Raw genomic sequence first — 18,892 nt, 5'->3', positions numbered from 1 at the left:
TGGCCGACCGTCCGGCCCGGCGCGGGGCCCTCAGGCCTCGTCGAGCAGCGCGGTGAGGCGGAGCAGCACGCGGATCCCGGCGTCCTGCTCGGCCGGGGTGAGGTCGCCGAAGAGGGCCTCCCACCGCCGGCGGAAGGTCTCGCGCTTCGCGGCGTAGCGGGTGGCGCCCTCGTCGGTCAGGGAGACGACGACGACGCGCCGGTCCTCCGCCGACCGCTCGCGGCGGACGAGCCCCTCCTGCTCGAGGTGGTCGAGCATCTGCGTGACGCTCGCGGGGGTGACGTGCGCGGCCGCGGCGATGCGGCCGGCCGGGAGGGCGCCCTCCTCGTCGAGGACCGCGAGCGCGCGGAAGTGCGCCATCGACAGCGAGCCGGCCTCGCGGACGCTGTCGCGGCCGCGGAGGCGGCGCTCGGCGGCGAGCAGCCCGCGGAACGCCTCGCCGAGCCCCTCGAGGCCGCCGAGCGCCGCCGGGTCGGCGGGCGCGGCGCCGTCCGCCCGGGCGCCGGAGGGCGGGGCGGCAGGGCCGGTCACAGCGCCGCCGCCTCGAGGACCTGGGCCTCGCCGAGGCCGGCGCGGGCCTCGGACTCGAGGCCGGCGAACGCCTGCGCCGCGCGCGCCCGCCGCTCGACGACGACGAGGTACAGGGCCGGGACGACCGCGAGGGCCGTGATGCCGAGGACCGCCCAGTACGTGTGGCCGAAGCCCGCGGCCGCGTCCGCCGCCGACCTCGCGCCGCGCGTCTGGTGCTGGAGGACGACGGCGAGGACCGCCGTGCCGATCGAGCCGCCGACACGCTGCACGACGTTGAGCTGCGGCGTCGCGTCGGGCAGCTGGTCGGGCCGCAGGACCGCGAAGGCCGCGGTCATCGCCGGCATGAAGGCCATGCCGATGCCGATCCCGCGGACGACCATCGCCGCCGCGATGAACAGGAAGGACGTCGAGGCGCCGATGAAGACGAAGGGCAGGGTCGCCACGGTCGTGATCATGACGCCCAGGACGGCGACCGGTCCACCCCCGTGGCGGTCGGTCAGGCGGCCGGAGATGAACATCGCCGCGCCGACCCCGAGGCCCTGGGGCGCGAGGAGCAGGCCGGTCGCCACCGCGCTCTCGAGGCGGACGGTCTGGAAGTAGAGCGGCATGAGGATCATCGAGCCGAAGAGCGCGGCGCCGAGCGCGAACGTCGTCGCCGACGCGGCCGCGAAGCCGCGGTTGGCGAAGAGGCGCACGTCGAGGAGCGGGCTCGCGATGCCCCTCGCCCGGACGACGAAGGCGGCGACGAGCGCGAGGCCGGCGAGCACCGGCACGACGACGGACGGGCTGCCGAGGCTCGAGGCGGTGCCGGCCTCGGCGAGGCCGTAGGTGAGGATCGAGAGCCCGGGCGCGAGCAGCGCGAGGCCGACGACGTCGAGGCCGACGGTGCGGTCGAGGTCGGCGGCGGTGTCGCGCGGCAGCAGGCGCAGCGCGAGCGAGACGGCGACGATCCCGACGGGGACGTTGATGAGGAAGATCCACTGCCAGCCGAAGTGCTCGAGCAGCAGGCCGCCGAGCGCCGGGCCGAGGACCGGGGCCAGCACCGTCGGGACGCCGACGATGCTCATGACGCGCCCCATCTGCTGGGGGCCCGCGGCGCGGGCGAGGATCATCTGGCCGATCGGGAGGGTCATGCCGCCGCCGACGCCCTGCAGGACGCGGAAGGCGACGAGCGACTCGGTGCTCCAGGCCAGGGCGCAGAGCGCGCTGCCGGCGGTGAACACGGCGAGCGAGACGATGTAGAGGTTGCGGGGGCCGAAGCGGCGGGCGGCCCAGCCGGTGACCGGGATGATCGCGGCGAGCGCGAGCAGGTACCCGGTGACGACCCACTGGATGTCGGCCAGCGGGCTGTGCAGGTCCTTGCCGAGGGTGTCGAGCGCGACGTTGACGATCGTCGTGTCGAGCACCGACATGATCGAGCCGAGGACGACGACGATGGCGACGCGCATGACGTGCGGCTCGATGCGGGAGGAGATGGATGCGGTGGCGGTGGTCATGTCGGGCGGCTCCAAAGTGCTGTGGTACCGAAAGATTAGCATCCAAATCATTCGGTGCCGAATGATGGCGCGCTCGCCGCTTGCCGCGTTCCGACCCGTCCCACCCGCCCCCCGCCCGCCCCGAGGGGTGAATGAAGATTCATGGTGCTCACGACCCCCTGAACCTTCATTCACCTTTCGAGCGGGGCGGGCGCAGCGGGACGGGGACGGGCGGGGCGGGCGCAGCGGCGGGGGCCGCCGGCGCGTGGTGTTCCCGCGGCGGCGCGTGGTGTTCCCGCGGCGGCGCCGGGGTGTTAGGCTTCCCGAAGAGATCCCGACCGTGACGGTCGGACATCGCACACCCCGCCCCCATGCCCGCCACCCTTACCGCCAAGAAGACGTGCTGCAAGGACAAGCCGCGGTGCAAGAAGTGCCCGGTGACCCTGAAGCGCCTCGAGGGCATGGGCCTCGCGACCCGGACGGGGAAGCGGACCTACGTCCTCGTCGACGTCGTCCCGAAGTCGGCGCTCAAGAAGGCACGCGCCCGGGGCTGACCCCCGGCCGCCCCAGCCGACCCGCCAGCGGGTCGCGGCCGACCCCCCGCCTACGCCGGACCCGCACGAAGACCACCATGCGCGCACGTCGTGCGCCTCCGCCGTGGTCGCCGCTCCCCGTCCGCCGTCTCAGTCGCCGTTCGATCCCGCCGCTACGCCGGAGCCCCGACGTCGGCCGGCGCCGCCGAGGTCGCCACCGCGACCCCGCGGATGAGGTCGGCCGCCCGCTCGGCGAGCGCGATCGTCGGGGCGTTCGTGTTGCCGCGCGGGACGCTCGGGAAGACCGACGCGTCGACGACGCGCAGGCCCTCCACCCCGTGCACGCGGCACTCGGGGTCGACGACGGCCAGCGCGTCCGTCCCCATCCGGCAGGTGCCCACGGGGTGGTAGATCGTCTGGGTCGTCGCCCGGATGTGGGCCTCGATCGCGGCGTCGTCGTCCCCGTCCGGGACGAGGTGGGGCTCGGCGGTCCGCTCCGCCAGCGGCCCGGTCGCCGCGATCTGCAGCAGCGCCCGCACGCCCGCGATCTGCGAGCGCATGTCCGCCTCCTCGGCGAAGTAGTTGTGGACGATGAGCGGCTTCGTCGTCGGGTCGGGCGAGACGACGGCGACCTGGCCGCGCGACTGCGGGCGCAGGACGCACGAGGACATGCTGTAGCCGTGGGCCGGCGGCGGGACGAGGCCCTCCTGCTCGAAGATCGCGCTCACGAGGTGGAACTGGACGTCCGGGACGGGGAGTCCCTCCTGCGTCCGCAGGAAGCCGCCCGCCTGCGCCCCGTTGGCGCTCAGCGGCCCGCCGCCGGCCATCCACGCGGCGAGCGTCTCGTCGTTCAGCGCGTCCTTGAGCGAGTCCTCGCCGGTGATCTGGAAGGTCGCCCCGCTCGACGGGTGGTCGGAGAGGTTCAGGCCGACGCCGGTGAGGTCCGCGACGACGGGGACCTGCAGGAGCGCGAGCTCGTCCGGGCGACCGAGTCCCGACAGCGTCAGCAGCTGCGGCGAGTTGTACGTGCCGGCGCAGACGATGACCTCGCGGGCGGCACGGAACTCGAGGACGTCCGACAGCCGCATCGCCTGCACGCCGACCGCCCGCGTTCCCTCGAAGAGGACCTTGCCCACCTGCAGGTGCGTCTCGACCGTGAGGTTCGGCCGGTCCATCACCGGGTGCAGGTAGCAGACCGCCGCCGACGCGCGGCGGCCCTCGGCGGTGATCGTCGTCTGGTACCAGCCGACGCCGTCCTGCCGCTCGCCGTTGAAGTCCTCGGTGAGCGGGTGACCGGCCGCGACCGCCGAGTCGAGGAAGGCCTGCGGCAGGACGCTGCGGTAGGCCGAGTCGCCGACGACGAGCGGGCCGTCGCCGCCGTGCACGGCGTCGGCGCCCCGGCTGTTGCCCTCGGCCTTGCGGAAGTACGGCTCGATCGCCGCCCAGCCCCAGCCCTCGCAGCCCTCGGCCGCCCACTCGTCCCAGTCGGCGCGGTTGCCGCGGATGTAGATCATCGCGTTGATGGACGAGGAGCCGCCGAGCGTCCGGCCGCGGGGCAGGAAGACGCGGCGGTTGTTCAGCCCCGGCTCCCAGCCGCTCGAGTAGTCCCAGTCGTTCTGCGAGCGGAAGAGCGCCGCGAAGGCCGCCGGGATGTGGATGAAGTCCGAGCTGTCCGGCGGCCCGGCCTCGATGAGCAGGACGCTCGCGTCCGGATCCTCGCTCAGGCGGCTGGCGAGCACGCAGCCCGCGGACCCGGCACCGACGACGACGTAGTCGTACATCCCTGACCCCTTCGCTCGCTCGACGTGCGCCGAGCATCGCCGCGGGGCTCGGCGAAAGTCAACCGGGTTCCGGCCGGATGACCGCGCCGTGGGCGCGTCAGGCGGGGATGACGTCGTCCAGGCGGCCGACGATCTCGGCGGCGTGGCGCGCGTAGTGGGAGGCGTCGAAGACGTCGTCGACGTCGAGCGCCGCGCAGCGCTCGTCCGCCTCGACGAGCGTCCGCAGCGCGATGCGCTCGTCCCAGGCCCGCTGGGCGAGCTCCTGGGCGATCCGGTAGGCGTCGTCGCGCGAGAGCCCGGACCGCACGAGGGCGAGCAGCAGCCGCTGCGAGAAGAGGGCGCCGTGCGTAAGCTCGAGGTTCTCGGCCATGCGGTCCGGATGGACGACCATGCCCTTGGCGATCCGCAGCGCGACGTGCGTCGCGTAGTGCAGGAGGATCGTCGCGTCGGGCAGGACGACGCGCTCGGCGCCGGAGTGCGAGATGTCGCGCTCGTGCCACAGCGCGACGTTCTCCAGGCCCGTCTGCGCGTAGCCCCGCAGGACCCGCGCGAGGCCCGTGATCCGCTCGGTGTTGATCGGGTTGCGCTTGTGCGGCATCGCCGACGAGCCCTTCTGCTGACCCGAGCGGAACGGCTCCTCGACCTCGCGGACCTCCGTGCGCTGCAGGTGGCGGATCTCGGTCGCGAAGCGCTCGAGGCCCGCGCCGGCGAGCGCGATCGCCTGCAGCAGCTCGGCGTGCCGGTCCCGCGGGACGACCTGCGTGGAGACGGGCTCGCCGTTCAGCCCGAGCCGCGCGAGGACCTTGCGCTCGAACTCCGGGGAGGTCGCGGCGTAGGTCCCGACGGCGCCGCTGAGGGCGCCGGTCGCGACCTGGGCGAAGGCGCGCTCGAGGCGGTCGGCGTTGCGCGCGGCCTCCATCGCGTAGCCCGCCATCTTGATCCCGAACGTCGTCGGCTCGGCGTGGACGCCGTGCGTGCGGCCGACGCAGAGCGTCTGGACGTGCGCGCGCGCCTGCGCGGCGAGCGCCTCGGCGAGCGTCCACGCCTGCGGCACGATGACCTGCCCGGCCGACTGCAGCTGCAGCGCCAGGGCCGTGTCGAGGACGTCGCTCGACGTGAGGCCGAAGTGGATCCAGCGGCCGGCCTGCTCGCCGGCGCTCGCGCTGAGGACGTCGACGAAGGCGGCGACGTCGTGATCGGTGATCTTCTCGCGCTCGAGGACCGCCTCCACGGTGAAGGTCGCGGCGCGGATCGCCTCCAGGTCGGCCTCGCTCGGGCCGTCCATCTCCTCGCAGGCGGCGACCTCGACCCGGCGCCAGGCCTCGAGCTTCGCGTGGTCGGTCCAGAGGTCGCCGAGTTCCGGGCGGGTGTAGCGCGTGATCATCGCCCGGGAGCGTACGACGGGCGGCGCGTCACGCGCCGCCCGGTGTGCCGCGGCTCAGGAGACGCCGAGGATGCGCACCGCGAGGTGCGCGGCGTTGCGCGTGTTGTCGAGGCCGACCGTCGCGACGGGGACGCCCGGGGGCATCTGGACGATCGAGAGGATGGCGTCGAGGCCGCCCGCCGCGGAGAGCGACGAGGAGAGCGGCACGCCGATGACCGGCAGGTCGGTGTGGGCGGCGGCGACGCCCGGCAGCGCGGCGGCGAGGCCGGCGCCCGCGATGATGACCTTCAGGCCGCGCGAGCGGGCCGAGAGGCAGTACTCGGTCACGAGGGCCGGGTCGCGGTGCGCGGACATGACCTCGATCTCGTAGGCGACCTCGGCCTCCGCGAGCACCTTGCCCGCCTTCTCCATCGCGGGCATATCGGAGGCGGAGCCCATGATGATGCCGACCACGGGGTCCCCGCCCATCGTGCGCTGCTGGGCGGGGGCGGTCTGCGGGTCGGTCGTCGACAGCTGGGGGTCGGTCATGGAACGGGGGTGTCTTCCTCGTATCGGTCGACGGCCCGCAGTGCGATGTCGGTCCGCAGCTGCCGCCCGTCGAAGTGGATGTGGTCCGCGGCAGCGTAGGCGGCGCGCCGCGCGGATGCGGGCCCGTCCCCCAGCGCGGTGACGTTCAGGACCCGGCCGCCCGCGGTGACGATGGCGCCGTCGGCCTGTCGCGCGGTGCCCGCGTGGGTGACCTGGACCGCGGCGAGCGCCGCGTGGTCGAGGCCGGAGATGACGTCGCCGGAGGCCGAGCGCTCGGGGTAGCCGGCGCCGGCGAGGACGAGCGTCACCGCCCACGCGTCGGTCCACTCGAGCACGGCGCCCTCGAGCCCGCCGGCCCGTGAGGCGCGGAGCATGAGGTCGAGCAGGTCGGACTGCAGGCGGGGCAGGACCGCCTGCGTCTCGGGGTCCCCGAAGCGGGCGTTGTACTCGATGACCTTCGGGCCCTCGGCGGTGAGCATGAGCCCGGCGTAGAGGACGCCGTGGAAGGGGGTGCCGCGCCGGGCGAGCTCGTCGACGATGGGCTGGTGGACGAGCGCGGCGATGCGCTGCGCCTCGGCCGGGTCGATCCCGGCGACCGGCGAGTAGGAGCCCATCCCCCCGGTGTTCGGGCCCTCGTCGCCGTCGAAGATCCGCTTGTAGTCCTGGGCCGGCGCGAGCGGGACCGCCCGCACGCCGTCGCAGAGCGCGAGCAGCGAGAGCTCCTCGCCGTCCAGGTGCTCCTCGACGACGACGCGCGCGTCGCCGAACCGCTTGTCGACGAGGAACGACTCGAGCGCCTTGCGGGCGCTCGCCTCGTCCTCGGGCAGGACGACGCCCTTGCCGGCGGCGAGGCCGTCGTACTTCAGCACCGCCGGGTAGGAGGTGATGGCGGCCATCCCCTCCTCGACGGTCGTGACGGTCGTCCAGGCGCCGGTCGGGACCCCGGCCGCCTGCATGACCTCCTTGGCGTGCGCCTTGGAGGCCTCGAGCTGCGCCGCGGCGGCGGACGGTCCGAAGGCGGCGATGCCCGCCGTCTGCAGCGCGTCGACGAGCCCCGCGACGAGCGGGGCCTCGGGGCCGACGACGACGAGGTCGACGGCCCCCTCACGGGCGGCGGTGACGAGCGCCTCGACGTCCGTCACCCCGATGTCGAGCAGGCGCGCGTCCTCCGCGATGCCGGGGTTGCCCGGCGCGCAGAGGAGCTCCGGCGCCTGCGGGGAGCGGGCGAGGGCGCGCACGATCGCGTGCTCGCGTCCCCCTCCGCCGACGACCAGGACCCGCACGCGCCGGCGCCGCCCCTAGAGGGAGGCGATGAACTCGTCGACGGGGATCGCCGAGAGCGTCTCATAGCGGACCGTGCCCCGCGAGCCGAGCTCGAGGGAGACGCGCGCCATGGTCGCCTCGTCGGGCGCCTCGACGACGTTGATGAAGTCGAAGCGGCCGAGCGTGGCCCACTGCGCCTTCACCGAAGCACCGAGCTGCTCGATCTCACTGTTGACCTCCCGGATGCGGGCAGGGTTGTTCTTGATCGTCTGCACGCCTTCGGGGGTGAGCGTCGAGAGCATGATGTACGTGGGCATGGATTCTCCAGTTGGGTCGACCGCGTGTACTGGCGCGTTCTACCATCGTTGGCCCATGAGGTCCCGCCTGATCGTGTTCCTGCTGCTCCTGCCCCTGTTCGGAGCGGCCCCATCCGCGGCCTCGGCGGCGACGATCTCGGTCGACCGGACGTGTTACGCGGACCCCGGCCAGCGGAAGGACACCGTGAAGCTCACCGGCAGCGGCTTCACGCCGAGCGCCCAGTACCAGGTGACGCTCGACGGCCGGCCGCTCACCGGCGGGACCGGCATGACCGACGCGTCCGGCAACCTCAGCGGCACGTTCACCTCCCCGCAGCTCGCGAACGGGACCCGCGCCCACCGCTACACGGTCGGTGTGCAGGAGGGCGCGAACGCGCCGACGACGACGTTCCAGGTCTCGCGCCTGCTCGCCGACTTCACGCCCGCGGCGGGCGACCCGCAGAGCCTCAAGGTCCGCTTCGAGGTCTTCGGCTTCGGCCTCTCCGGCGTCGCGAGCCCGCCGATCTACCTGCACTACGTCCGGCCGGACGACGGCAAGGTCCAGCGGACCGTGCGCCTCGGCACCGGCAGGGGCGTGTGCGGCACGATCCCGCACACGCCGCGCCACCGCCTGTTCCCGTTCCCGGCGCGGCGCGGCACGTGGCGCCTGCAGTTCGACACCGCCAAGCGCTACGTGAAGGGGACGAGCAAGAGCCCGTTCCTCTTCTTCACGGTGGCGGTGAAGGTCAAAGCGACATAGCTCGCCCTGGCGGGCGACCGGTCGAGCGACACAGCTCGCCCTGGCGGGCGACCGGTCGAGCGACATAGCTCGCCCTGGCGGGCGACCGGTCGAGCGACACAGCTCGCCCTGGCGGGCGACCGGTCGAGCGACATAGCTCGCCCTGGCGGTTGGCCCGGCCGGCGCTCAGCCGCGCCAGCCGAAGCTCGTCGTCATCGTCGCGCCGGCCGCGCCGTCGGTCGCGCGGCGCACGACGCCGACCCCGACGTCGCGGAAGCGCGGCTGCAGGATGTTCGCCCGGTGCTCGGGTGACTGCATCCAGGCGACCATCATCTGGGCCACCGTCCCGCCCGGACCGTCGCAGGTCCCGATGTTCTCGCCGACCACGAACGCGCGGCCGGCCGTGTAGGCGCGCAGGCGGCGACGGAGGTTGCCGTGCTCGAGGGAGCGGCGCGCGACCATGACGCCCGTGTGCAGCTGGGCGAGCCGGGTGAGGCTGCGGACGGCGTGCAGCGGCGGCAGGCCGGCGGCGCGGCGCCGGGCGTTGAGCTCGCAGACGGCCGCGACACGGACCTGGGCGTCGCCGAGCCGGCTGATCGGGGCGGCGGCGCCTGGGCACCCGGCGGCCATCGCGGGGGACGGCAGCGCGGCCACGGCGACGGCGGCGAGCGCCCCGACGGGCGCCGGAAGGACACGGAACGGCTTCGGGATCGGCACGGGGTGGTGCCTCCTCTCGTGGGGGTGGGGTACGACGGGCGTGGGACGGCTGGGGGTTGGAACGGGCAGGACGGAGCCGGCCGGCGCGAGGTGGGATCGCGACGGTCGGGGAGGGAGCGGGCCGGCACCGGTGGGACGGTGGACCCGGCGGGCAGCGTACAGACCGGGTCCGGCGTCAGGTAAACCTGGGCGCGCTCGTCCGATGTCGGCGTCTGACAACGACGGCGCGACGGCGGGCCTTCGCCCGGCGGGTCGCGAGGGCGCGACGGGCCCCGAAATCGGTCGTGTAGGTCGCGCCCGGACCGCCGTCGGCGGCCACGAGCAGCACGCCGATGCCGATGTCGTGGAAGCGGGGATCCAGGATGTTCGCCCGGTGACTGCTCGAGTCCATCCAGGCGCCGATCATCTCGCCGACGGCCGCGTCGCCGGTCGTCTCCCCGATGTTCTCCCCGAGCTGGTAGCCGTAGCCCCGGGCGTAGCCCTGCAGCTGCGCCGGCAGGTCGCCGTGCTCGAGGTCACCGCGGGCGACCATCTCCTGGGTGTGGCCCTGGGCCGCGACGGCGAGCTCGCCGACCGGCTGCAGCGCGGCGACGCCGGCGGCCTGGCGCTCCGCGTTGATCGCGCAGAGGACGAGCACGGCCGCCCGGTCGCCGCTGACCGTGGAGGTCGGTGCCGTGAGCCCCGGGCACGCGGCGAGCGCGGCGGGCGGGATCGGCGGCGTGTCGGCGGCGTCGTCGGCCCGGGTGAGCGCCGCGGGCGGCCCGAGCAGCAGGGCGAGCGCCGCGGAGAGCCCGCCGATCGCACGCCGGGAGCGATGGGCCGGGAGGAGGCGACGCGGTGGGGAGGGGCGCTCGGGCATGGGTGAGCGGGTCCACCGGCCCCCGCGGTCGGCCGGGACACCCTGTCCCGGACCGGCCGGAACGTAACGCGGATCCGCGCCTCCCCGGCGGATTGCAAGATCTTTGACACGTCTGGCCGCCCGGGCTGCAGCCTTTCTGCAGTTCCCCCGAACGCCCGGTTGCAGGGAGATCGGGTCGGGCGGACGGTGCCGGGGTCCCGCGACGGGACCCCGGCGCCGGCGTCAGGAGGCCGGGGCGTGGTCCGGCGCGTGGACCTTGCGCAGCACGAGCTCGCCGTCGGCTGCGCCGACCTCGACCGTGTCGCCCTCGCGGAAGCTCCCCTCGAGGATCGCGAGCGCGAGGGGGTCGACGAGGCGCTTCTGGATCGTCCGCTTCAGCGGGCGCGCGCCGTAGGTCGGGTCGTACCCGAGGTCGCCGAGCAGCGTGCGGGCGTCGTCGTCGAGGGTCACCTCGATGCCGCGCTCGCGGACCCGGCCGACGAGCCGCTCGACCTGGAGGTCGACGATCGTCGCGATCTGCTCGCGGGAGAGGCTCTCGAACTCGACGATGTCGTCCAGGCGGTTGATGAACTCCGGCTTGAACGTGCGCTCGACGGCGGCCTGATAGCCGTCCGCGGCGCCCGCGCCGACGTTCGAGGTCATGACGAGCACGACGTTCTTGAAGTCGACCGTGCGGCCCTGGCCGTCGGTCAGCCGGCCGTCGTCCATCACCTGCAGGAGCGTGTTGAAGACGTCCGGGTGGGCCTTCTCCATCTCGTCGAGCAGGACGACGCCGTAGGGCCGGCGGCGCACCGCCTCGGTGAGCTGGCCGCCCTCCTCGTAGCCGACGTAGCCGGGAGGCGCGCCGACGAGCCGGGCGACGGAGTGCTTCTCGCCGTACTCGGACATGTCGATGCGGACCATCGCGTCCTGGCTGTCGAACATGAACTCGGCCAGCGCCCGCGCGAGCTCGGTCTTGCCGACGCCGGTCGGGCCGAGGAAGAGGAACGAGCCGATCGGGCGGTCGGGGTCGCTGAGTCCCGCGCGGGCGCGGCGCAGCGCGGAGCTCACGGCGGAGACGGCCTCGTCCTGACCCACGACCCGCTGGTGCAGGCGGTCCTCCATGTGGACGAGCTTCTCGACCTCGCCCTCCAGGAGGCGGCTGACCGGGATGCCGGTCCAGCGCGCGACGATCTCGGCGATGTCCTCGGCGTCGACGACCTCCCTGAGGAACCCCGAGTCGCCGTCGGTGCGCTCCTCGGCCTTCGCGAGCTCGGCCTCGAGCCCGGGGATGACGCCGTAGCGCAGCTCCGCGGCGCGCTGCAGGTCCGCCTCGCGCTGGGCCTTCTCGACCTCGCGGTGGGCGGCCTCGAGCCGCTCCTTGACGTCGGCGACACCCTCGATCGAGTCCTTCTCGCGCTGCCACTCGGCCCGCATCCCGGCGGCCTTCTCGCGGAGCTCGGCGAGCTCGCGATCAAGCGCGGCGAGGCGCTGGACCGACGCGTCGTCCTTCTCCTTGGCGAGCGACGTGCGCTCGATCTCGAGCTGCATGACGCGGCGCTCGACCTCGTCGATCTCGACCGGGACCGAGTCGATCTCGATGCGCAGGCCGGCGGAGGCCTCGTCGATGAGGTCGATGGCCTTGTCCGGCAGGAAGCGGTCGGCGATGTAGCGGTGGCTGAGCGTCGCCGCGGCGATGAGCGCCGCGTCCTGGATGTCGACGCGGTGGTGGGTCTCGTAGCGCTCCTTGAGGCCGCGGAGGATCGCGATCGTGTCCTCGACCGAGGGCTCGTCGACCGTCACCGGCTGGAAGCGGCGCTCGAGGGCCGGGTCCTTCTCGATGTGCTTGCGGTACTCGTCGAGCGTCGTGGCGCCGACCGCGCGCAGCTCCCCGCGGGCGAGCATCGGCTTGAGGAGGTTCGCGGCGTCGACCGCGCCCTCGGCGCCGCCGGCCCCGACGATCGTGTGGAGCTCGTCGATGAAGAGGATGACCTGGCCCGCCTGCTCCTTGACCTCCTTGAGGACGGCCTTCAACCGCTCCTCGAACTCGCCGCGGTACTTCGCGCCGGCGATGAGCGCGCCGATGTCGAGCGCGACGACCTTCCGGTCGCGCAGCGACTCGGGGACGTCGCCGGAGACGATCCGCTGGGCGAGGCCCTCGGCGATGGCGGTCTTGCCGACGCCGGGCTCGCCGATGAGGACGGGGTTGTTCTTCGTCCGGCGCGAGAGGACCTTGACGACGCGGCGGATCTCCTCGTCGCGGCCGATGACCGGGTCGAGCTTGCCCTCCGCCGCCGCGGCGGTGAGGTCGACGCCGAACTTCTCGAGCGCCTGCATCGTCTCCTCGGGGTTCTGGTCGGTGACGCGGTGGGACCCGCGGACCTCCGCGAGCGCCTGCAGGAGCTTGTCCTTCGTCGCGCCGGCGGCGCGCAGCGCGTCGCCCGCCTTCGAGTTGTGCCCGGAGAGCGAGAGCAGGAGGTGCTCGGTGGAGACGTACTCGTCCTTGAGCTCGCGCATCTCGTGTTCGGCGGCGCGGATGACCTGGAGCAGTTCGGACGCGGCGCCGCTGACCTCGCCGCCGCCGGCGGACATGGTCGGCAGGGCGTCGAGGGCGCCGTTGATCGCCGCGCGGATGGCGGCGGTGTCGGCACCGAGCTTGCCGAGGACGGGGCCGACGATGCCGCCGTCCTGCTCGAGCAGGACCGCGAGCAGGTGCTCGGGCGTCACCTGGGGGTGGCGGCGGTTCTCGGCCAGGGTGGTGGCGGCCTGAAGGGCCTCCTGGGACTTGATGGTGAAGCGGTCGGCGTTCATTTCGTATCTCAGTGTACTCGACTGAGATTTCCTTTCAAGGGGTACTGCATGCTGATTGCGATCCGGGGTTTCTGCGGATGCGCGGCGCCGAGCGCGCGGGCGTGCCCGGATGGCGCCGATCGGTTGGCCGGAGGTCGCGCCCGGGCAACCGGAGGGCATGGACGAGAACCGCAAGCACGACGCTGCCCCCCACGACTCCACGGCCCACGAGCCGCTCGGACCGTTCCCCCCGGACGACGAGAGCCCCCTCGGCGACACGCCCGAGGTCCACGACGACATCAGCCCGCACGACCTGCCGCGCGACCACCCGGGCCGCCCCGCCCTCGTCCGCGAGACCGACCGGCGCCGCCGAGAGGCGGTGGGCGGCAACACCTGACCGGCCACCCCAGCCGGCGCCTGCGCGCCGCCCGCCGGCGATCCAGCGGGCGGTGCGCAGGCGCCGGTGGTGCGCCCGCGGCGGGCGGGCGCCGGTTCCGGCGGGGTGACTCCGGGCATCCTGTCCTGCATGCCCGACGAACAGCACGCCCCTCCGCACGACTCCGACGCGCGCGAGCCGCTCGGACCGTTCACCCCCGACGACGAGTCGCGCGGCGGCTCGACCCCCGAGGTCCACGACGAGGTCTCGCCGCACGACCTGCCGAAAGACCATCCCGGCCGGGCCGACCTCGTAGCCGAAGTGGGCGAGGACGGCGTCCACCGCGGCAACGTCCGGTCGGACGGCAGCACCGACGACTGACCCCCGGTCGCGTCAGCCCGGGACGTGCCGCTGCGCCTCGGCGCGCTCGGCCTCCCGGAGCATCGCGCGGAGCTGCTCGACGTCGATCTCGATCGTCTCCCCCGAGGACTCGACGACGCCCGGGCCGTCGGCCGGGGTCGTCGCGGGGTCCGGGCCGGGCGCCGCGACGGGCGCGGCCGGCGCGGTGACCTCCGCCCGCGGCGTCGACGGGACGAGCGCGATCCGTGGACGCGGCGGGAGTTCGATGACCTGCGCGCCGTCCCCCTGCGGCGCGAGCCGGCGACCCGGGGGCGCGACGTGGGTGTGCAGCGTGATCGCGGTGCCCTCCGGGCCGAAGTCGAGGCCGATGTGACCACGCAGCCGCGGGCCCATGGCGCCGACGACGATCATGCCGAGGCCGACGACGAGCAGCGGCAGCGAGAACGCGGAGCCCGACCCGAGGTGGATGGCCAGGAGCGTGAGCGCGGCGCCGACGAGGACCGTCCGCAGGCCTCGGCGCTCGGAGAGCTCGCGCGCGGCGACCCGCAGGCCTCGACCGGCGCCGCGCGCCCCCCGGTCGAGCAGCACCTCGGCGCGGCTCGGGGCGGGAACGGCCGGCGCCGGGGTGCCCGCGGCCGCCGGGCCGGCCGGCGGCGTCTCGTCACTGGCGTTCGTCATGGTGTCGCAGTACCCGTCCCGCACCGGGCTGACGCCAAACGGGGCGCGGCCGCGATCCTCCCCGCGCAGGCGATCCGGCCGGCGGGCCCGCGCGCCCACGCGTTCAGTCGCGGTCGACGCGGATGCGGCGGCCGCCCGCAGGCGGGTCGCGGCGCGCCGGGACGATGTCGGTCATCGGCCGGTAGGGCACGATCTCCGCGCGGAACGACCGGCGGACCGCCTCGACCTCGCGCTCCATCTCCGCGCGCATCTCCTGCGAGCGCTCCTCCAGGGCCTTGAGCCGCGCGGTCGCCCGCTCGAGCTCCTGCTCGAGCTCGAGGACCCGCTCGACGCCCGCGAGGTTGAGCCCGAGCTCGCCGGTCATCTCCTGGATGCGGCGGAGCTTCTCGACGTCCGCCTGCGAGTACAGGCGCGTGCCCTTCGCGGAGCGCTGCGGCTCGATGAGGCCACGCTGCTCGTACATGCGCAGGGTCTGCGGGTGCATCTCCGCGAGCTCGGCGGCGACGGAGATCATGAAGACGCCGCGATCGTCGGAGATCGTGATCCGCGTCGTCGTCCGGGTTCGCCGTGGCTCCTCGTTGCTCACAACATGTCCCTCCGAATCGTTGCCCGCGCGAACGGCGGGCAAGCCCTGCGGGCCCAGCCGCTCGCCGTCATGTCTCCTCGCTCGCCCTGCCCGCGGCGGCGGCCGCCTCGGCCGCGGCGAAGAGCCGGGACCGCGGGTCGCCGCGCATCGCCTTCGAGAGCTTCTCGACCGCGTCGGACTGCTCCTTGGAGAGGTCGTTCGGCACGTCGATGACGAAGCGGTAGTGGATGTCGCCGCGGGTGGGTGGGCCCGTGGTCCCGAGCTTGGGGGGCCCCTCGCCACGCAGGCGCTGGACCGTCCCGGAGCTCGTCCCCGGCGGGACGCGGAGCTTCTTGCGGCCGTTGAGCGTCGGGACCTCGACCTCGGCGCCGCGCGCGGCCTCCGGGAACGTGATCGGGACCTCGACCTCGACGTTGTCGCCCTTGCGGTCGAAGATCGGGGACGCCTCGACGTGCGTGAGCACGAAGAGGTCGCCGGGCGGGCCGCCCCCCGTCCCGGGTTCGCCCTTGCCGTTGATGCGGACCTTCGACCCCTCGCGGACGCCCGGCGGGATGTTCACGCGGTACTTCTTGACCGTGCGGATCGAGCCGCTGCCGCGGCAGGTCGCGCACGGGTCCTCGATGATCGTCCCGCCGCCGCCGCACTGCGAGCACGGCGTGGAGATCGAGAAGACGCCCTGGCCCTGCGCCTCGACGCCGCGGCCCTGGCAGCGCGGGCAGACCTTCGGCGCGGTGCCGGGCTTCGCGCCCGTCCCGTGGCAGGTGTTGCACGTCTGCGCCGTCGGCACGGTGAGCGAGACCTGCACGCCGTCCATCGCCTGCTGGAAGGTGACCTGCACCGACGTCTCGACGTCGCGGCCGCGCTCGGGGCGCTGGCGACGGGCGCCGCCGCGGCCGGACGTGCCGCCGCCGGGGCCGCCCGGGCCGTTGCCGAAGAGGTTCGAGAGGATGTCGGAGATCCCGCCGAAGTCCTGCGCGCCGCCGCCGAAGCCGCCCGCCGGGCCGCCCCCCGGGCCGCCGGGCGCGCCGCCGCCGAAGAGCGAGCTCAGGCCGCCGCGGTCGTACTGCTTGCGCTTCTCCGCGTCACCGAGGACGTCGTACGCACCCTGGACCTCCTTGAAGCGCTCCTCCGCGCTCGCGTTGTCCGGGTTGCGGTCCGGGTGGTACTGCCGCGCGAGCTTGCGGTACGCCTTCTTGATCTCCTCGGGCGTCGCCTTCTTGTCGACGCCGAGCACCTTGTAGAGGTCCTTGCCGGCCATGGTTCTTCGTGATCCTTTCGGGCGGGGTGGGGCCGGCGCTACGCCGACACCACGACCTTCGCCGCGCGCAGGACGGTGTCTCCGTAGACGTAGCCGGGCTGGTAGACGTCGATGACGAGGCCCGGGGCGGTGTTCTCCTTCGGGTGCTGCGTCAGCGCCTCGTGGCGGTGCGGGTCGAACGGGGCCCCGAGCGGGATCTCCGTCGTGATGCCGACCCGGGTCAGCGCGGCCGCCAGCTCGCTCTGCACGAGCCGGATGCCGCGGGTGATCGTGTGCTCCTCGTCGCCCTCGGCCGCCTCGGCGGCCGCGAGCGCCCGGTCGAGGTTGTCGAGCGCCGGCAGCAGCTCCTTCGCGAGCTTCGCGACGCCGCGGCCCTCGGCCGCGCCGACGTCCCGCCGCGCGCGCTTGCGCAGGTTGTCCATCTCCGCGGCGGAGCGGAGGTAGAGGTCCTGGTAGTCCGGGGCGGCGGCGGGCTCGGCGTCGCCCGCGGCGGCGGCCGGCGCCTCCGCGCCGGCCTCCGTGCCGTCGTCCATCAGCGCGCCCGTCGACCCGTCGCCGGCCGTGGCCTCGGCGGCGGCCTCGGCCGCCTCCTCGGTCACGAGCTCGGCGTCGAGGGCGGGCTCGCCCCCGGGCGTGGTGTCCTCGGCGGACATCGGCTACTTGCCCTCGTCCACGACCTCGGCGTCGACGACGTCCTCCTCGACGACGTCCGCGTCGGCCACCCCGTCCCCGTTCGGGGCGCCGCCCGCCGCCTGCGCGGCCTGGGCCTTCTCATACATCGCCTCGGAGACCTTGTGGAAGGCGGACTGCATCGCCTCGGTCTTCGCGTTGATCCCCTCGGCGTCCTCGGAGGTCAGCGCGTCGCGGACGGCCTTGATGGCCGCCTCGATCTCGGTGCGCGAGGCCTCGTCGACCGCGTCGCCGAGCTCCTTGAGCTGGCGCTCGTTCGCGTACGCGGCGGACTCGCCGGTGTTCCGGGCCTCGGCGAGCGCGCGGGCCTTCTTGTCGGCCTCCGCGTTCGTCTCGGCGTCGGAGACCATCGCCTTGATCTCCTCGTCGCTCAGGCCACCGCCGGCCTTGATCTCGATCTTCTGCTCCTTGCCGGTGCCGAGGTCCTTCGCGCTGACCGAGAGGATGCCGTTGGCGTCGATGTCGAAGCCGACCTCGATCTGCGGGATGCCGCGGGGCGCCGGCGGGATGCCGGTGAGCTGGAACTTGCCGAGCGACTTGTTGTACGTCGCCATCTCGCGCTCGCCCTGGAGGACGTGGATCTCGACCGACGGCTGGTTGTCCTCGGCCGTCGAGAAGATCTCCGACTTGCGGGTCGGGATCGTCGTGTTGCGCTCAATCAGCTTCGTCATGACGCCGCCCTTGGTCTCGATGCCGAGGGTGAGCGGGGTCACGTCGAGGAGCAGGACGTCCTTCACGTCGCCCGAGAGGACGCCGGCCTGGATGGCGGCGCCGACGGCGACGACCTCGTCCGGGTTGACGCCGCGGTGCGGCTCCTTGCCCGTGAGCTCCTTGACCTTCTCCTGCACGGCGGGCATGCGGGTCATGCCGCCGACGAGGACGACGTGGTCGATGTTCGCGGCGCCCTTGTCCTTGGCGTCGTCGAGGGCCTGGCGGACCGGGGCGACGATGCGGTCGATGAGCGGCGCGGCGAGCTCGTTGAGCTTCGCGCGGGTCAGGCGCACGTCGAGGTGCTTCGGGCCGCTCGCGTCCGCCGTGATGAACGGCAGGTTGATCTGCGACTCCTGCGAGGTCGAGAGCTCGATCTTCGCCTTCTCCGCGGCCTCGTAGAGGCGCTGGAGGGCCATCGGGTCCTGCGTGAGGTCGATGCCCTGGCTCTTCTTGAACTCGCCCGCGAGCCAGTCGACGATGTTCTTGTCGAAGTTGTCGCCGCCGAGGTGGTTGTCACCCGCGGTCGACTTCACCTCGAAGACGCCGTCGCCGATCTCGAGCACGGACACGTCGAACGTGCCGCCGCCGAGGTCGAAGACGAGAATGGTCTGATCGGTCTCCTTGTCGAGGCCGTAGGCGAGCGACGCGGCGGTCGGCTCGTTGATGATGCGCTTGACGTCGAGACCGGCGATCTTGCCGGCGTCCTTCGTCGCCTGACGCTGGTCGTCGTTGAAGTACGCGGGGACGGTGATGACCGCCGAGTCGACGGTCTCGCCGAGGTACGCCTCGGCGTCGGCCTTGAGCTTCGCGAGGATCATCGCGGAGATCTCCGGCGGGCTGTACTGCTTGCCGTCCGCCTCGATGCGCGCGTCGCCGCCGGTGCCCGCGACGACCTTGTAGGGGACCATCGACTCCTCCTCGCGGACCTCGGCCTCCTTGCGGCCGACGAAGCGCTTGACGGAGAAGATGGTGTTCTGCGGGTTCGTGACCGCCTGCCGCTTGGCGACGGTGCCGACGAGGCGCTCGCCGCTCTGCGCGAAGGCGACGACGGACGGGGTCGTGCGGCCGCCCTCGGAGTTCTCGATGACGGTCGGCTCACCGCCCTCGAGGACGGCCATGCACGAGTTGGTGGTTCCGAGGTCGATGCCGATGGTCTTGGCCATTGGAGGGTGCTCCTTGGGGACGGTGTGTGACGGAGGTTCGGGGTCCGGCAGAGGGGCTGCCGTGTCGTCTGCTACGAAATCTTAGTGGGAGTGTAGTAGATCTGTGCGGGCATCTCGACCCGACCTCGCGATCGCCCCGGAACACGACGGTTCCTGAACCGGATGGTTCACCTTCGACCGGGCGGCGAGAAGCGG

Annotated in this window: 19 protein-coding genes; 4 read left to right on the top strand and 15 right to left on the bottom strand. The window is 73.5% G+C overall.

The features are described from left to right. Positions 1–30: 30 nt before the first annotated feature. Together NBH00_RS01155 and NBH00_RS01150 are read right to left on the bottom strand one after the other, a co-directional pair. The gene (locus NBH00_RS01155) at positions 31–531 is read right to left on the bottom strand and encodes a MarR family winged helix-turn-helix transcriptional regulator (RefSeq protein ID WP_254571529.1); all 501 of its coding nucleotides are present in this window, start codon (positions 529–531) and stop codon (positions 31–33) included. Then, on the bottom strand, positions 528–2,027 hold the full coding sequence (locus NBH00_RS01150; RefSeq protein WP_254571528.1) for a DHA2 family efflux MFS transporter permease subunit: 1,500 nt from the start codon (positions 2,025–2,027) through the stop codon (positions 528–530). Before NBH00_RS01150 ends, NBH00_RS01155 begins: the two co-directional genes overlap by 4 nt. Positions 2,028–2,377: 350 nt before the next feature. Here NBH00_RS01150 and NBH00_RS01145 point away from each other — a divergent pair, with 350 nt between their 5' ends. After that, complete coding sequence (locus tag NBH00_RS01145) at positions 2,378–2,560, top strand: hypothetical protein (protein ID WP_254571527.1); 183 nt, start codon at positions 2,378–2,380, stop codon at positions 2,558–2,560. 152 nt (positions 2,561–2,712) lie between these two features. Here the strand turns inward: NBH00_RS01145 and NBH00_RS01140 are convergent, their stop codons facing one another. The 5 genes from NBH00_RS01140 to NBH00_RS01120 all read right to left on the bottom strand — a co-directional run bounded on the left by NBH00_RS01140 (position 2,713) and on the right by NBH00_RS01120 (position 7,812). Continuing rightward, positions 2,713–4,320: a GMC family oxidoreductase gene (locus tag NBH00_RS01140; protein ID WP_254571526.1), complete on the bottom strand. Its 1,608-nt coding sequence runs from the start codon at positions 4,318–4,320 to the stop codon at positions 2,713–2,715. A 97-nt stretch (positions 4,321–4,417) separates the two neighbouring features. Next, a complete protein-coding gene (gene purB / locus NBH00_RS01135) occupies positions 4,418–5,704 on the bottom strand; it encodes an adenylosuccinate lyase (RefSeq protein ID WP_254571525.1) in 1,287 nt (428 codons plus the stop codon). A 54-nt stretch (positions 5,705–5,758) separates the two neighbouring features. Further along, entirely contained in the window at positions 5,759–6,172 is a 414-nt protein-coding gene (purE, locus tag NBH00_RS01130) for a 5-(carboxyamino)imidazole ribonucleotide mutase (protein ID WP_367401359.1), read from the bottom strand. A gap of 56 nt (positions 6,173–6,228) precedes the next feature. Beyond that, a complete protein-coding gene (purD, locus tag NBH00_RS01125; RefSeq protein WP_254571523.1) occupies positions 6,229–7,515 on the bottom strand; it encodes a phosphoribosylamine--glycine ligase in 1,287 nt (428 codons plus the stop codon). Positions 7,516–7,530: 15 nt separating this feature from the next. Continuing rightward, positions 7,531–7,812, bottom strand: a complete 282-nt coding sequence (locus NBH00_RS01120) for a GYD domain-containing protein (protein WP_254571522.1) — start codon at positions 7,810–7,812, stop codon at positions 7,531–7,533. A gap of 55 nt (positions 7,813–7,867) precedes the next feature. On the opposite strand from NBH00_RS01120, the gene NBH00_RS01115 reads away from it, so the two are divergent. Then, positions 7,868–8,551, top strand: coding sequence for a hypothetical protein (locus NBH00_RS01115; RefSeq protein ID WP_254571521.1), 684 nt, complete (start codon positions 7,868–7,870; stop codon positions 8,549–8,551). 165 nt (positions 8,552–8,716) lie between these two features. Here the strand turns inward: NBH00_RS01115 and NBH00_RS01110 are convergent, their stop codons facing one another. The 3 genes from NBH00_RS01110 to clpB all read right to left on the bottom strand — a co-directional run bounded on the left by NBH00_RS01110 (position 8,717) and on the right by clpB (position 12,896). Further along, on the bottom strand, positions 8,717–9,247 hold the full coding sequence (locus tag NBH00_RS01110) for a CAP domain-containing protein (RefSeq protein WP_254571520.1): 531 nt from the start codon (positions 9,245–9,247) through the stop codon (positions 8,717–8,719). A 175-nt stretch (positions 9,248–9,422) separates the two neighbouring features. Further along, positions 9,423–10,106, bottom strand: a complete 684-nt coding sequence (locus NBH00_RS01105; RefSeq protein WP_254571519.1) for a CAP domain-containing protein — start codon at positions 10,104–10,106, stop codon at positions 9,423–9,425. Between the two features lie 222 nt (positions 10,107–10,328). After that, positions 10,329–12,896 carry an ATP-dependent chaperone ClpB gene (gene clpB / locus NBH00_RS01100; protein ID WP_254571518.1) on the bottom strand — a complete coding sequence of 856 codons (2,568 nt, stop codon included), beginning with the start codon at positions 12,894–12,896 and terminating at the stop codon, positions 10,329–10,331. A gap of 109 nt (positions 12,897–13,005) precedes the next feature. Between clpB and NBH00_RS01095 the strand changes: the two genes are divergently transcribed. Continuing rightward, complete coding sequence (locus NBH00_RS01095; RefSeq protein WP_254571517.1) at positions 13,006–13,272, top strand: hypothetical protein; 267 nt, start codon at positions 13,006–13,008, stop codon at positions 13,270–13,272. 129 nt (positions 13,273–13,401) lie between these two features. Then, the gene (locus tag NBH00_RS01090) at positions 13,402–13,632 is read left to right on the top strand and encodes a hypothetical protein (protein WP_254571516.1); all 231 of its coding nucleotides are present in this window, start codon (positions 13,402–13,404) and stop codon (positions 13,630–13,632) included. Positions 13,633–13,644: 12 nt separating this feature from the next. On the opposite strand, the gene NBH00_RS01085 is transcribed toward NBH00_RS01090, so the two are convergent. From NBH00_RS01085 to dnaK, 5 genes are all read right to left on the bottom strand, one after another. Beyond that, the gene (locus NBH00_RS01085; RefSeq protein ID WP_254571515.1) at positions 13,645–14,289 is read right to left on the bottom strand and encodes a hypothetical protein; all 645 of its coding nucleotides are present in this window, start codon (positions 14,287–14,289) and stop codon (positions 13,645–13,647) included. 103 nt (positions 14,290–14,392) lie between these two features. Next, positions 14,393–14,875 (bottom strand): heat shock protein transcriptional repressor HspR, encoded by a 483-nt coding sequence (locus NBH00_RS01080; RefSeq protein WP_254571514.1) that lies wholly within the window; start codon positions 14,873–14,875, stop codon positions 14,393–14,395. Between the two features lie 67 nt (positions 14,876–14,942). Continuing rightward, entirely contained in the window at positions 14,943–16,133 is a 1,191-nt protein-coding gene (dnaJ, locus tag NBH00_RS01075) for a molecular chaperone DnaJ (protein ID WP_254571513.1), read from the bottom strand. Positions 16,134–16,171: 38 nt separating this feature from the next. Continuing rightward, entirely contained in the window at positions 16,172–16,786 is a 615-nt protein-coding gene (locus tag NBH00_RS01070; RefSeq protein ID WP_254571512.1) for a nucleotide exchange factor GrpE, read from the bottom strand. A 3-nt stretch (positions 16,787–16,789) separates the two neighbouring features. Next, positions 16,790–18,697: a molecular chaperone DnaK gene (gene dnaK, locus NBH00_RS01065; protein ID WP_254571511.1), complete on the bottom strand. Its 1,908-nt coding sequence runs from the start codon at positions 18,695–18,697 to the stop codon at positions 16,790–16,792. Positions 18,698–18,892 lie beyond the last annotated feature (195 nt).

Origin of the sequence: Paraconexibacter antarcticus, from assembly GCF_024220175.1 — a bacterium.
In the GTDB taxonomy this organism is placed as follows: domain Bacteria; phylum Actinomycetota; class Thermoleophilia; order Solirubrobacterales; family Solirubrobacteraceae; genus Paraconexibacter; species Paraconexibacter antarcticus.
Note: the sequence above shows the minus strand (reverse complement) of the source record. Positions and strands in the feature narration are given on the sequence as shown.

Coding starts and splice junctions, on each gene's coding strand:
- purB (WP_254571525.1), bottom strand. CDS start 5,704: ATGATCACGCGCTACACCCGCCCGGAACTCGGCGACCTCTGGACCGAC.
- NBH00_RS01070 (WP_254571512.1), bottom strand. CDS start 16,786: ATGTCCGCCGAGGACACCACGCCCGGGGGCGAGCCCGCCCTCGACGCC.
- clpB (WP_254571518.1), bottom strand. CDS start 12,896: ATGAACGCCGACCGCTTCACCATCAAGTCCCAGGAGGCCCTTCAGGCC.
- NBH00_RS01095 (WP_254571517.1), top strand. CDS start 13,006: ATGGCGCCGATCGGTTGGCCGGAGGTCGCGCCCGGGCAACCGGAGGGC.
- NBH00_RS01120 (WP_254571522.1), bottom strand. CDS start 7,812: ATGCCCACGTACATCATGCTCTCGACGCTCACCCCCGAAGGCGTGCAG.
- NBH00_RS01145 (WP_254571527.1), top strand. CDS start 2,378: ATGCCCGCCACCCTTACCGCCAAGAAGACGTGCTGCAAGGACAAGCCG.
- NBH00_RS01115 (WP_254571521.1), top strand. CDS start 7,868: ATGAGGTCCCGCCTGATCGTGTTCCTGCTGCTCCTGCCCCTGTTCGGA.
- NBH00_RS01090 (WP_254571516.1), top strand. CDS start 13,402: ATGCCCGACGAACAGCACGCCCCTCCGCACGACTCCGACGCGCGCGAG.
- NBH00_RS01105 (WP_254571519.1), bottom strand. CDS start 10,106: ATGCCCGAGCGCCCCTCCCCACCGCGTCGCCTCCTCCCGGCCCATCGC.
- NBH00_RS01150 (WP_254571528.1), bottom strand. CDS start 2,027: ATGACCACCGCCACCGCATCCATCTCCTCCCGCATCGAGCCGCACGTC.
- dnaJ (WP_254571513.1), bottom strand. CDS start 16,133: ATGGCCGGCAAGGACCTCTACAAGGTGCTCGGCGTCGACAAGAAGGCG.
- dnaK (WP_254571511.1), bottom strand. CDS start 18,697: ATGGCCAAGACCATCGGCATCGACCTCGGAACCACCAACTCGTGCATG.
- NBH00_RS01140 (WP_254571526.1), bottom strand. CDS start 4,320: ATGTACGACTACGTCGTCGTCGGTGCCGGGTCCGCGGGCTGCGTGCTC.
- NBH00_RS01085 (WP_254571515.1), bottom strand. CDS start 14,289: ATGACGAACGCCAGTGACGAGACGCCGCCGGCCGGCCCGGCGGCCGCG.
- purE (WP_367401359.1), bottom strand. CDS start 6,172: ATGGGCGGGGACCCCGTGGTCGGCATCATCATGGGCTCCGCCTCCGAT.